This window comes from uncultured Nostoc sp. (genome assembly GCF_964247315.1).
In the GTDB taxonomy this organism is placed as follows: domain Bacteria; phylum Cyanobacteriota; class Cyanobacteriia; order Cyanobacteriales; family Nostocaceae; genus Nostoc.
The window spans coordinates 16,255-29,239 of the sequence record NZ_CAXTTT010000099.1; the positions used below are offsets into that span (position 1 = coordinate 16,255).

9 protein-coding genes are annotated in these 12,985 nt (G+C 40.3%); 3 read left to right on the top strand and 6 right to left on the bottom strand.

Annotated features, from left to right (window positions below):
* Nucleotides 1-23: 23 nt before the first annotated feature.
* The 3 genes from ACFE93_RS25280 to ACFE93_RS25290 form a co-directional block, all read right to left on the bottom strand.
* Entirely contained in the window at nucleotides 24-2,663 is a 2,640-nt protein-coding gene (locus ACFE93_RS25280; protein WP_375477331.1) for a TonB-dependent siderophore receptor, read from the bottom strand.
* 203 nt (nucleotides 2,664-2,866) lie between these two features.
* The gene (locus tag ACFE93_RS25285; protein WP_375477333.1) at nucleotides 2,867-3,832 is read right to left on the bottom strand and encodes a helix-turn-helix domain-containing protein; all 966 of its coding nucleotides are present in this window, start codon (nucleotides 3,830-3,832) and stop codon (nucleotides 2,867-2,869) included.
* Between the two features lie 91 nt (nucleotides 3,833-3,923).
* Nucleotides 3,924-4,685 (bottom strand): ThiF family adenylyltransferase, encoded by a 762-nt coding sequence (locus tag ACFE93_RS25290; RefSeq protein WP_375477335.1) that lies wholly within the window; start codon nucleotides 4,683-4,685, stop codon nucleotides 3,924-3,926.
* Nucleotides 4,686-4,985: 300 nt separating this feature from the next.
* On the opposite strand from ACFE93_RS25290, the gene ACFE93_RS25295 reads away from it, so the two are divergent.
* On the top strand, nucleotides 4,986-5,273 hold the full coding sequence (locus ACFE93_RS25295; protein ID WP_375477337.1) for a hypothetical protein: 288 nt from the start codon (nucleotides 4,986-4,988) through the stop codon (nucleotides 5,271-5,273).
* Here ACFE93_RS25295 and ACFE93_RS25300 read toward each other — a convergent pair.
* A complete protein-coding gene (locus ACFE93_RS25300) occupies nucleotides 5,247-5,456 on the bottom strand; it encodes a TOBE domain-containing protein (protein ID WP_334845284.1) in 210 nt (69 codons plus the stop codon). The genes ACFE93_RS25295 and ACFE93_RS25300 overlap by 27 nt on opposite strands.
* 799 nt (nucleotides 5,457-6,255) lie before the next feature.
* Between ACFE93_RS25300 and modA the strand changes: the two genes are divergently transcribed.
* Both modA and ACFE93_RS25310 read left to right on the top strand, forming a co-directional pair.
* Nucleotides 6,256-7,071, top strand: coding sequence for a molybdate ABC transporter substrate-binding protein (modA, locus tag ACFE93_RS25305; protein ID WP_375477339.1), 816 nt, complete (start codon nucleotides 6,256-6,258; stop codon nucleotides 7,069-7,071).
* Nucleotides 7,072-7,361: 290 nt separating this feature from the next.
* Nucleotides 7,362-8,201 carry a DUF928 domain-containing protein gene (locus ACFE93_RS25310; RefSeq protein ID WP_375477341.1) on the top strand — a complete coding sequence of 280 codons (840 nt, stop codon included), beginning with the start codon at nucleotides 7,362-7,364 and terminating at the stop codon, nucleotides 8,199-8,201.
* Nucleotides 8,202-8,240: 39 nt separating this feature from the next.
* Here ACFE93_RS25310 and ACFE93_RS25315 read toward each other — a convergent pair whose 3' ends face one another.
* Together ACFE93_RS25315 and ACFE93_RS25320 are read right to left on the bottom strand one after the other, a co-directional pair.
* Nucleotides 8,241-10,865, bottom strand: coding sequence for a CHAT domain-containing protein (locus ACFE93_RS25315; protein WP_375477343.1), 2,625 nt, complete (start codon nucleotides 10,863-10,865; stop codon nucleotides 8,241-8,243).
* Nucleotides 10,831-12,985: beta strand repeat-containing protein (locus ACFE93_RS25320; RefSeq protein ID WP_375477345.1), on the bottom strand; the 2,155-nt coding region annotated here is incomplete at its 5' end. The genes ACFE93_RS25315 and ACFE93_RS25320, both read right to left, overlap by 35 nt.

Genomic DNA, 12,985 nt, shown 5'->3' on the forward strand with positions numbered 1-12,985 from the left:
TTTTTCTTAACTTGACACCAATGCTAAAACTCCCACGAAATTGTGCCCAAGACCGTTAACGGCGCACCGGGATAGATAGTATCTCTTCCCTGGCTACTTTCGTAATATCTCTCATCAAAAAGATTCTTGATATTGATTGCAGCCTTCCAGTTATTGCGTTTGTAATAAAGTGCTGCATCCGTGCGGAAGTAGCTGGGCAACACAAAACTGTTATCTAAATCGCCCTGTCTATCGCCCACATAATACAGTCCCAATCCAAATCCCAAACCTTGTAAACTCCCACGTTGGATTTCATAGGTTGTCCACAGACTAACAGTATTCTTAGCAACGCTTTCCAACAAATTCCCAACTGCATATTCATTGTCTTTGGTGATTTGGGCATCGGTATAAGCGTAAGAGGCAATAATTTTCCAACCGGTCAGGATTTCGCCAGCGATATCTAGCTCAACGCCCCGACTACGTTGCTCTCCGACTTGAATGAAAAAATCAAGATTGTTGGGATTGGGATCGGTGGTCAGGACGTTAGTTTTTGTAATTTGGTAAGCAGCTAGGGTTGCAGACAGTCTGTCACTCAAATCGGCTTTGACACCTACCTCGTATTGTGTACCTCGCTCAGGTTCAAAAACAGAATCGTCGGCTGCATTACCGATGACTGGAACAAAAGAACTGCTGTAGCTAGCGTAGAGAGAAATTGGCGGTATCGGCTGGTAGACAAGACCAACCCGAGGGCTAAAGGCTTGGTCAGATTGACTGATGCTAGTTGAGGCAAGTAAATTGTCATTTTTCTGCTCAGTAAAATCGAAACGCCCTCCGACTAGCAGCTTCAAATTATCCAGTAGGGTAATCTGATCTTGCAGGTAAATTCCTAATCTATCAGTGCGAATTTGTCTATTAACAAAAGTTATTAAAGGATTGGTAGGGATAACGCTGTTATTCACCGGACTAAAAATATCGATAGGTGACAAAATACCTCTGCTAAAAATCAGCGGACCTTCGCTTCGGTTTAGCTCTATTCCCAAAAGCGGTTGGTGGATAATTGACCCGGTTGCAAACTTTCCTATGACCTCTGTTTGGAGACTGTAGTTGTCAGTTTCAAATTTACCATTTGTAAAATTCCTATCCAAAAACCGATCGTCGATCAAGTCCCCTGGCTCTGCCCGGAAATCATTTACCTTGTTTATAGTAATGGAAAGGGCATTGCGAAGCTGCCAATTTTTACTAAACTGATGTTCTAATCTGTAGCCAGCTCTGTAAGCTGTGGTTTTTGAATCATTTTCTCCTGGAACCCCTAAGAAGCGACTAATCGGAATTGGGGCAGGTCTGTTACCAATAGCGACGATGCCTCGATCAAATTGGGTATTATTGTTTAAATACTCAAAATCAAGGTTTAATGTTGTCTTAGTGCCGATTTTCCAGGTTAGAGATGGTGCGATGAAGATACGTTCGGTGTCAACAAAGTCACGAAAACTCCCGGAGTTTTGGTAAGCAATATTCAAGCGATATAACAGAGTTTTGTCTGCATTCAGTGGACCAGAGATATCGAATGTGGGACGATAAAAACCGTAGCTTCCTGCGGTGAAGTCAGCAGCGTAATAAGGTTCACTCAGCGGCTGCTTCGTAACAAGGTTAATAATCCCACCCGGTTCAGCTTCACCGAAAAGCACTGAGGCTGGTCCCTTGAGTACATCTACCTGTTCCAAGTTTGCTATTTCTGATAATGTGAAAAAATCGGCATCGCGGAATCCATTTCTAAAATTTCCATCCTGCTCAAAACCACGAATGATATAGCGAGCAGCTCCTGTACCCCCGTAGTTGCCTGCTTGTGTCACGCCGCTGACGTTTTGCAGTGCATCCTGTAGCCGCACTGCTTTTTGGTCTTGTAACACCTGTCGGGGCACTATTTGAATTGAGGCAGGAATGTCACGCAGGGGTGTATCGGTTTTGGTGGCAGTAGAGGCATTTGGTACACGGTATCCATCCTGCTCGCCTGTCACCACTAACTCAATCGGTTCATTACCACTAGCTGATGGTTGAGTTGGTTGTGTCTGCAACCCTGGCTGCTGTTCTGGCGTTTTTGTTGGCTGTTGAGCAGTAGAAGTACTAGGGGTCACTCCAAAAACTAAACCTTCTTTTGTACTATCAAACAACTCCACCGCAGGCGCACTCATTTCCCCAGTCACCGTTACTCGCAAGGTGTTCGCATCTAAATTTGCAACTGTAATTAATGCAATTCCGGCTACTGGCTTTGATTGTCTAAAATCCCCACTTCTTAGTTGCAACTTGGCATTAGGGATATCTGCAATGTAGGAATTACCCTCACTTTTCGGTAAAACTTGTAATTTAAGAGAATTAGCTGTGACTAAAATTAACTCTATCCCTTTATTAGTAGAGTTAACCTTCACATCCGTAACTAATACTACATCTGTGGTTGCTTGACTAAGTTCGAGAGATTTGTTCTGCTCTCTAGGTACTCTCCATAAATATGAAGCATTAGTTTTAGGAAACTGTAGCTGATTCAATGTTTGAATTTCTTTGAAAACTTCACCTGAGCGTACTAAAGTTTTTTTGACTAACGGTTGTTCAGAATATGCTGGATTAGCTGAAGTTAGACAAACAACAGATATTAACCAGCAAACAGCAGGATATGGTAGTCTGATAAACATTTTTACACACACCACTTCGGTACTAATAAGTATTTAAATTGAGAATTAAGTATAATTTTCCTTACAGTCCATAGCTCTCAACTACTACTAACTAAGTTGGTGAAAAAATATATTTATACCAACCTAATTATTGTAAAAATATATAACTTTTCAGTGTTTGCGTCTTATTCGAGCCGGAATTTTTTTTATTCCATCCGGAATTTTTATCTGTGACAGGACTTAGGACTTACCCCAAACTTCTTACGAAAAGCATTACTAAATGAAGGTAAGCTAGCATAACCTACTGTTCTGGCTACTTCTGTGATATTCATATTTCTTTCAATAAGTAGCTTATAAGCTAGTTCCATTCGGCAGTGATGCAGATAGCCAAACACCGTAGTCCCAAAAACCTGCTTAAAGCCTTGCTTCATTGTGCAATCATTTAAACCTACTTGTCGTGCTAATTCCATAAGAGATGGTGGGTTGTCTAAATGTTTCAACAAAATTTCCTTAACATTGTAAATACGGTCAATATCTGATGGCTTGAGTTTATTAATCTGGAAGCAACCTTGGTTGATTTGTACTTCTTGCTCGACTAGCATTGCTACCAGTTCCCAAACCTTACCTTCAAGATAAATTTGTTTAGTAAAGCCTTGGTATGGACATTGAAGGATTTGCTGTACTGCTATTTGCATTGCAGGAGTTTGAGTTCCATAGCGTTCATAAGTTGGTTGATCCCAACGTCTAATTAGATGTTGTAATTCTTTTGGGAGTTTACCAGATGTATTTTCTGCAAAGCTATGAAACACATTTGGATGTAGGTGAATAGCTACTTCTACTACCCGCGCTGATGGTTCTAATACAGCGCACTCAGATGCCATACCACTGCCACTTAAAAAGTATTCTCCTGTCTTGAACTCAAGATTTTTAAATTCACTCTCTAACAAAATAAGGAATCGAAATTCTAATGGATGCTTTCGCTCATGAAGTTTTAAAATGAATGATTTTGGCTGCTGATAATTGGAAATTTCTAAAGATATGCTATCTCGTAGCTGAATCTGTCGCCAATCCCCTTGCCCAAATTGATACTTTCTGGCGATATCAAAATTATCTGAACTATCATTATTTTGAATTATTTCTGCTTGGTATAATAGTTTTACGTAATCTGGATACGGGAGTATTAATGTCATTGTAATGGTAAGCTACTATGAAGTATTTAAAGAGTCAAAATAACAGAGATTTGACTCATCGAGTAGATTCGGTTATTTATAAAGATGTTGTTTACGAATTTTCCGAACAAGAACTATTACCACATACCAGACATGAAGGATCGCGATAAGAATGTCGTTTGGCAAATTCCATTCGCATCAAGTCGATTGTCAGCAGTTGTGACAATAGGGGTTGACTAAACTTAGTAATCAGCTTTATTACCTCTAACGCACTAAGACAAGCTAGTGTCCCAGAAACAGCACCGAGAACCGAGAACCCACGCTGATTCCAATCAGGCTTTTCTGGGAACAAGCATGATAGACAAGGAGTTACACCAGGAATAATCGTTGTCAGGTAAGCTTCCATTCCGTCCATTGCAGCTTCCACCATTGGTTTTTGCCAACGCACGCAAGCCTCATTGAGCAAGTTCCGCTCTGTGAAATTGTGGGCGCAATCAACAGCTATATCAGCAGATTGCACTAAAGAATCTACATTCTCTTTTGTAACGTAATCATGAATTGCTTCCACCTGAATATCAGGATTAATAGCTTGCAGAGTTTCTTTGGCTTTGAGTACTCTTGGCTTACCTACCCAATCATTTGTCATCAGAACCTGACGATTCAGATCATCTAGCCGTAAATCACCACCCCGAACTAGGATTAGCCGCCCAACACCCGCTACTGCTAAATAAAGCGCTGATGTACCGCCTAATCCCCCTACACCTGTAACCAAAACCGTTGCAGACTTCAAGCGCTTTTGTCCTGCTTCTCCAAAATTGGGAAGCATCATTTGGCGGTGATAGCGTTCTAACTCAGTGGGTGTTAAGTTCATCACTTTTTACCTCTTTATCAGTCGTAAAATCTACCACCTAGTTGGTAGCAAGTATTGTAGTTGTCTATACATTTTTTGATTTAGTACCTGTAAAGTTGGTACTTATTTTAGACATCATTAAAGGAACTATGTGCAATACTCTTTGTCCTGGGTTGAATGCCAAATGAAATAAGCCCCACAGCAAAGCGTGGGGCCTTTGAAGTATTACTACTTTATGGTGGGATATACAGCAATGGCTAATGCAGGAATCATGTACGGAATCTATAACTGCTGCCTTTAGGTTGGGATTTCTCCTTCTTCATAGTGCACGATCGACTTGGCGATTCTCAAAGAATACTTGGAACAATCACCAGTACAGCAGTTTATCCCGATGTTTGGACATCAAAAGCGTGCGATCGCAATCCTATGTGGACATTTGGTGGTGTGGCTAATACACCAAATAGCTTTAGTTTAGCTTATCTACAACATATTATTGATGGAACAGTTGTACCAACAACTTATCTATGCGCTCGCGTTCTAGAGAGCAGTTTGATAGCCCACCTTAATAAAATCTCAACAATTACTCTAGTCTACGGCAATTATTACATCTGATGATTTAATTATGGCGTGAACTTCTTTACCTTCAGTAAGTTTGAGATTTTCTGCTGATGATTTGGTAATAATTGCAGTCACCTCTACCCCTGATGCTACTTCTATTGTTACTTCAGTATTTACAGAGCCAACAACGACGTTTTTTACAGTTCCTTTGAGAGCATTACGAGCGCTAACTTGCATTTTATGATTCCTAGTGTCTTTTTGTTTACACATAGATAATAACAACTAATTAAATTAATCTGTATCGCTACTGACAGAAAATATATAATTTTTTACTATCTATTCATATATAAAATATACACAAATAATTTGGTATTTATATCTTTTTAAACCAATTTATTTGGTAATAAAATTACTATAAAGTAGTTGTAGTTAATCCAACCATTTTTCTGACTGTTATCTGACACATGCAAAAGACATTCTTGGTACTACTTCATTTTGTAACATTAATTTTGGCAACAAAAATAAACTCAATTTGGTAGTGACGAAAATGCTAGTGCTAAGGTAAAGGTTAAAAACTTCAGTGGATAGACATCATCTCATAGTTACTGCATAGACAGGCTTGTGAAATTTTTTATACAAAAAAGGCAAACAGATAAATGAAAGACCGCAGACATCACAACAACAAAGGTAAGCAGCAAATTCGTTCCCACAAAACCTTAAGACAAGTGCAGCGTATAGCTCAACGCTTAGGAATTCCTTTTAGTTTTTTAAAATTGGCTAAAAGGCGGGACAAAAGTTGATATCATTTTGTTTATTAATCTTGGTACTAAAAAATAAATTATGTATGACAAACTACTAAATACTTCAGTTTTATTACTAATACATTTGGTAAAAAATTAGTGGGTATCGGCAGCAGTTGTTGGTAACAGTTAGTCCTAAGTAGTAATCTGTGATTTTTTACCAGTTTTTTTGGTTACTAGTCCCCTAGATTGGTAAATTATGAATTAATTAAGAAAAAACGCTTGAGAGACTGCAAATGAATAACAAACGAATCCTGACTTTTGTCAGTTGGGTATTTATCTCGTTTTTACTAATCGTCGGCTGTAGTCAAACAACTACACCTAATTCATCCTCAACTACTAGTCCAGCAGCCCAAACAGCAAATTTGACGATATCAGCAGCTGCTAGCCTCAAAGATGCAATGGACGAAATCAAACCTCTCTACAGCAAAGAAAAGCCAAACATTACATTGGCCTACAACTTTGGCTCATCGGGCGCTTTGCAACAACAGATTGAACAGGGTGCAGGAGTTGACGTTTTTATCTCAGCTGCAACTAAACAGATAGATGCTTTACAGCAAAAAGGTTTGTTAATTGATGGGACTCGCAAAAACTTGCTGAAAAATCAAGTGGTGTTGATAGTACCCCAAAATTCTACAGCTGTGGCTGATTTCAAAGACTTAACTTCACCACGTATTAAGAAAATTGCTCTAGGCGAACCTAAAAGTGTCCCTGCTGGACAATATGCTCAACAAATCTTAACTTCATTAAAAATAATTGACGCCGTTAAAAGCAAAGCCGTCTATGCCAAAGACGTTCGTCAAGCTCTCAATTACGTAGAATCAGGTAATGCTGATGCTGGAGTCGTCTACCTTTCAGATGCCAAAAGTACGCCAAAAGTCAAAATTGTAGCAACTGCATCTGAAAAAACCCATTCTCCCGTCGTCTATCCGATTGCGGTTCTCAAAAGCAGTAAAAATGTCGATGCCGCTAAGGATTTTGTACAATTTTTATCGGGCAATGAAGCCAAAACTGTGTTTGAAAAACAGGGATTTACGGTAGCTGGTAGTTAACAGCAGAGGAATTTTGATAAGGCTGGTTGAGGATTCAACGCACTACTCAAACCAGCCCTAATAAGCATTAGTTTTAGCACCAATCAGAAACTGTCAACCAAAAGTTTTGTTTCTTGAATAAATCGATTAAGTGCTTTCTGTGCTGTTTTGTAAGCTGAAGCTTGCCGTCCCAGCTTCAATTCAAATAAAATGCGATCGCATACAAAAATAATGACAATCAATTTAACCAAATGCGACGTTAACCTTTATGATGACGATAGCAACAAGCAAAAATCGTACCTGTTAAGTCAATGAAATGGATCTTAACAACTGCTCTGATTTTGAGCAGCATTACCCAATATCCAGCACAAGTAACAGATCAAAATAAACAACCAGTTACTAATAAACAGCCTGCACAACCAGTTAAAACACCTGCTTCACCTCAAGAACCTACTTCTCGACCAGTTTTTATTTTGCCAAAAGCACCTGCTCCATTAAGTCCTGTATCTGGGCGTAGAACAGGAATGGGTAGTCGAGATAATTGCCCTGCGGTTTCAATCCCGCTCACTGCCTTAGTACCATTTCAGGAGGAACAAAAGGTTAGCAAACAGACAAACAAACCAATTATCGGGACTGTAGAGGGACTAACCACTTTAGAACGACCTACATTTTGGTTTTACATTCCCTATACTAAGGATTTGTCTAACTCAAGCGCTGAATTTAGCTTACAGGATAGCGCCGAAAATGATGTTTATAGAAATGCGATCGCCCTACCTTCAAAGCCAAGTATCATTGGTATTTCTCTCCCTAATACTGCTTCATTAGAAATAGATAAAACATATCACTGGTATTTAAAAGTACGTTGTAACCAAGAGACAGCAAGCATTCCTGTATATGTAGAAGGGGACATTAAAAGAATCAATTTAGACGCTCGTGTTATACAACAATTAAAAGCCGCAAATGAGCCTCGACAAAAAACTATAATCTATGCTGAAAAAGGGATTTGGTTTGATGCTTTAAATATGCTAACACAACTACGCATTTCTAATTATAATAATGCATCTCTTCAAAAAGATTGGCAAAGTTTATTGCAATCAATTAATTTGGATAATATTGCTACGATGCCCCTAATAAAATTACCAACCCCCTAATAATTTTATATCCAGTAAAGTATCTATAAGCCTATATTTCTACAACCAATTACCAACTAAAACGTAGGGCGCCCAGTACATCGGACGGTTATATTCAGGAGTTTCAAGTAATTTTAATTGAGCAAAGTGTAAAGCTTCTGCCGTAGTTTTACCACTCACTAACTGGCGATAAAATTCCTCAATAAATAAAGCTGTAGAGTTATCACCAATTTGCCATAGTGAGGCTAAAGTACTCCGCGCACCAGCACGCAGGGCAACTCCTGCTAATCCCAATGCAGCTCGGTTATCTCCTGCTGCTGTTTCGCAAGCACTCAAAACAAGTAATTCAACTGGTTCTGTTAGTTTTTGCTCTCTACTTTTAAGCAAACTATTTAATTCACTCACATTGATGCGTCCATCAGCTGCTAGGATAAAAGTGTCTTTTGCTTTAGAGCTAAATTGCCCGTGAGTTGCCAAGTGAACAACTCTAAAAGGTTGAGCGTTGATGGTTTTTCTTAAAGTCGTACTGGTAAAATTTTTATCCAATAATGTAGTTGTCGATACGCCTGATTCCTGAATTAATTCCAGTTCAACCTTAACGTTGGGAAGTGGTGCAAACTTTTCATTTTTGGGTGGTTGTGATAGTCCTCCAACCAAAGCATTCAATTTTTTGTGTGCTAAAGGTTTGGGAGTAAATAGTTGCAGTCCGGGGCTAATAGCTACAGAGTATTTTTGCACTAAATACTCTTTGCCATCATACAATGCAGACATCGGTATATTTCGCAGCAACCCATCTGGAATAAAGACTAGAGTATTAACTTTACCATTTTTAAGGTCTGTTTCAACTGGTTTAATTAACCAGTTATAAAGCTGTTGAGAAACTGCTTTAAATTGCAGATTAGCATCAGGTTCGACTATTGTATCTCGTATTTTTGTAATAACTTGCTCTACTTGCTGACGTTTGACTTTAGAAGTTTTATGCATCAATGTTTGATTGGAAAGTTTGATAATAATTTCTAAATAATTATCTAGAATAATCGGGTATAAAATAGCAGTATTCGGGTTGTCGCGGTCTATTACTTTGTCCAATACTACAAATTGGTTGCTCAAGCAAGCTTCTCGGAAAAAATTATCGAGTTCTGCAACTTGCAAGGCTTCCATTCGCTGACGTGCTTTATCTAAATCTGGTTTTCCTTGTCCTTTCTCTTGTAAAAGCAACTCTACAGACTGTCGATAAAGAGGTTCTATGCGATCGCGAAAATTGAACTGCACGTCTCGATTAACTGCAACTAAATCGCTGCGAAGAGACTGAAGAGTTGTTACAGCAGTATCATAAGCAGATATGGCGGCTGGCATATTTCCCTGTGCTTTGAGTAAGCGTCCTAACTGCCACTCAAGGCGATAAGCTATATCTGAGGCATCAATTTTTTCAGCTAGAAATAAGGCTTGCTGTGTCAAATCCTGTGCTTCTTGCCATTGAAAGTTATGTTCGTAAACTTCTCCCAAGCTGCCCAGTGCATAAGATTCGGCACGTTCATCACCGATTATTTTAGCTTGGTGAACGCTAGTTGCCAGAATCTCTGCAATGTCTTTTTTGTTACCAATTGTGGTTAGAGTCTGAGCAAAATTGATCCGTGCATAAATACCAGCTTGATTGGTAGGTAGATTCGGGACTTGAGATTGGATTGTGGGTATTAATGACTTTGCTTCGGTGATGCGTTTGTTTTCAACCAGCAAACTCAGCTGATTAATCAGGGCTTGAACTTTAGCCAGAGGGTTTGGTGCAATTTTGGCAGCATTTTCATAATGAGCGATCGCATCTTTAATGTTATTTAACGACCTAGCAGTATTACCAAGACTAAATTCTGTCAAACTAATTTCTAGAGGCAGTTGCAGACTTTGAGCGATTTCTAAGCTTTGTTGTAAGTTTTTCTGGGATGACTCTAGTTCGCCTAATTGTTGTAAGACATTGCCAAGCGATCGCAAAGCTATTACTTTTACAAGGGAGTCAGGTTGAGCTTGTAACTGTTTGGATACTTCCTCCAATATATCCAAGCTACGGCGGTAAAAACCATCAACTCGTAGGGCTTGTGCTTGGTTAATCCGGCTGCGCGTTACTCCAGCAGTATCACCTAATTTCTTCCAGATTTGCTCTGCTTGTTGTGATGTTTTTATAGATGCATCAGTTTGTCCCTGTGCTAGTTGCAATTCACCCTGAATATTTAGAGTTTGTGCAAGAATTTCTAACAATTCAGATTTTGGCTTGTTGACATTTAACTTTTGATTTATCTCATCCCAGCCAAGTAAATTTAAGCTATTGTCAATAGTTGCATAAGCTTCTTTCCACGAGCCGAGTTTTTGGTATACAAGAGAGAGGTTAGTCAGCGCTGCGGCTTGTGCGAGGTTATTGTTTTCTCGATGATAGGTACGCACAGCTTGTTGTAAAATAATTACGGCTTCAGTAAAGCGCCCAGTTTGATAAAGTGCTTCTCCTTGCTCAAGAAGTTGCTGTGGGGTTGTGGCTGGGGGTTTATTGATTTGAATGTGAAACCCGGTTGGTGAATTTGTCTTTTGTTGTTTAGCAAATGTGCTAGGGATAATAGTCAGGAAAACAGCAAGAGTAAATAGGACTACGGGAGTTACCGCAAATCTAACGACTCGCTTTGACACCTGAAGTTTTGCCATATTTCACACCTCCCTGAGATACAGGACAGGAAGCAGGTGTTTGCCAAGGGCTGTGAGGGTTGAGTTGAGGAACTTGTGCTACTAGTTCTATATTTCCCTTGCGATCGATTACCCAGCCAGAAGCTTCCACAATGGTCGTTGTAGCAGTAATGGGAGTAGTTGAAACTGCTGTTGATTTTGGCTGAGTCATTGTGTTTGCTAAGTTTTCTGATTTTGGTCTTAATTTCACCCACCCAGACACAGTACTTGAATCTTGTAATGGTTCAGTGGGACTCATGGGTAGTCCGCCGCGTCCTGTTGCCACAAATGTATTTTGGAATTGCCGAGTTCCAGGTGTGCAGGCATTAGAAATTTGCCTAGAAGCATCAACTAGATTAATTGGGAGTTCGACTAAGCCGCGAGTGGGGTCTACATCAGGTGTAGTGATTTGCACATTACCGCTTAACTCGCGAGTTGCTCCGGTAGCGGTGATGTCATTTGTGTTTGGGGAAGCTATATCCCGAAACTGAATGCCAAAGATCCCTTTAGTATTGATTCTGACATTACCGCCACGAAAGTCATCAGAGTTGGCAGTAATATCGCTATTTTCAAAAGCAGCCAGGACATCGGCATTGATATTGATGTTGCCACCGATGACATTTTCTCCTTTGGCGTTAGTCGTGATATTGCTGCCACGGCCTAGTAATAATAAATCTTTCACTTGCAGGGTGATAGTTGCCTGTGGTTGATTGGGATCGGTGTTGATGCTGCCCGTGTCAGAGCTTATTTTTGCGCCGTTGTCAAGACGGATAGAGTTAGCCTGTACTGTGAGATCACCTGCACTTCCCGAACCAACACTGCTCACAGTTAGTCCACTGGCTGCACCTTGATTGCCTACTTTCGGTTTGCCATATATATCGATATTGTCAGCGCCGAATTGAGCAAGTCGAGCCAAGTAAGTTGGATCGCTGTCTGTTATTGTCACACTGTCAGTGGCATTAAGAGTGATGCTACCCGCACGCCCACTACCAGATGTGATCGCAGTCAGTTGTCCACCCGACGTTGCATCAATTGTATTCGTATTGATATTAATTGCTCCCCCTGTTCCACTGGCTGTAGTTCGGGCATCTACAACTGCGCCCTTGGAAATACTAAATGTATTTGTATTCACTGTTATATTGCCGCCAACTCCAGAGGAATTGGTGTTGGTAAATATACCGCTCGATACTGCATCTACGAACTGTGGAGGAGAATTGTACCTGGGTGGAATATTGTTTTGAAAAAGGTCGCTGGGAGCCACTGTTGTATTAGTCCCAGATAAACTAACTTTATCTGTTGTATTGATGAGGATATTACCAGCTTTTCCTTCTCCTGATGTGACTGTATTCAGTTGAGCGCCATCTGTTAATAAGAGCGATTGCGCTGTGATGTTAATCCCTTGAGCATCTCCAGTTGCCCCTTTTTGTACGGCAGTAGAGATGTCACTATCAGCCAGGGAAATTGCACCCGTAGTCTGTACAGAAACCCCGCCAGCATTTCCTTGTCCTTGAGTGCTAGCAGATATCAAAGATTGATCAGAAAAGACAAATCCTGCCCGAATATCTATATCTCCCGCTTCGCCCTTTCCATTAGCAAAAAGTCTGGTCGTGATAAAGCTCTGGTCTAGAGATAAACCATCCCTGAGATCGATTGATATGTCGCCAGCATTTCCTTCTACTTTCTTCTCCAAAATATTATCGTCGCCCACTCCAGTAGCCAAAAAAGAGTCGTTGATTAACTGGAGAGATGGGGCTGCGATCGTAATATTGCCTCCATTGCCTTTTATCGTGTTATTACTTGGGGTGCAGCCAACGGCAATTAATGAGCAGACTCCAACATTGCTGAATGCGCTACCTTGATCAAACAATACGCGATCGCCGGCATCAATGGTTATATTTCCAGCATCTCCACTTTCTCCATTGGCGCTGGCTGCTAAAAAAGATTTACTAGTCACAGAAAGTGCGCCAGTATCGATGGTTATATTGCCTGCATTCCCTTTACCTTGGGTGTTGGAAATTAATTGAGCGCCATTCGTTAAAGAAAGCGACCCGCTAGTAATTTTGATGTCACCTCCCTTACCTTCTACTTGTGTGGTATCACCA

Bases quoted from the DNA above. Each gene is read 5' to 3' on its own strand.
- ACFE93_RS25310 (WP_375477341.1), top strand. From the start codon at position 7,362: ATGAAATGGATCTTAACAACTGCTCTGATTTTGAGCAGCATTACCCAA.
- ACFE93_RS25315 (WP_375477343.1), bottom strand. From the start codon at position 10,865: ATGGCAAAACTTCAGGTGTCAAAGCGAGTCGTTAGATTTGCGGTAACT.
- ACFE93_RS25300 (WP_334845284.1), bottom strand. From the start codon at position 5,456: ATGCAAGTTAGCGCTCGTAATGCTCTCAAAGGAACTGTAAAAAACGTC.
- modA (WP_375477339.1), top strand. From the start codon at position 6,256: ATGAATAACAAACGAATCCTGACTTTTGTCAGTTGGGTATTTATCTCG.
- ACFE93_RS25280 (WP_375477331.1), bottom strand. From the start codon at position 2,663: ATGTTTATCAGACTACCATATCCTGCTGTTTGCTGGTTAATATCTGTT.
- ACFE93_RS25285 (WP_375477333.1), bottom strand. From the start codon at position 3,832: ATGACATTAATACTCCCGTATCCAGATTACGTAAAACTATTATACCAA.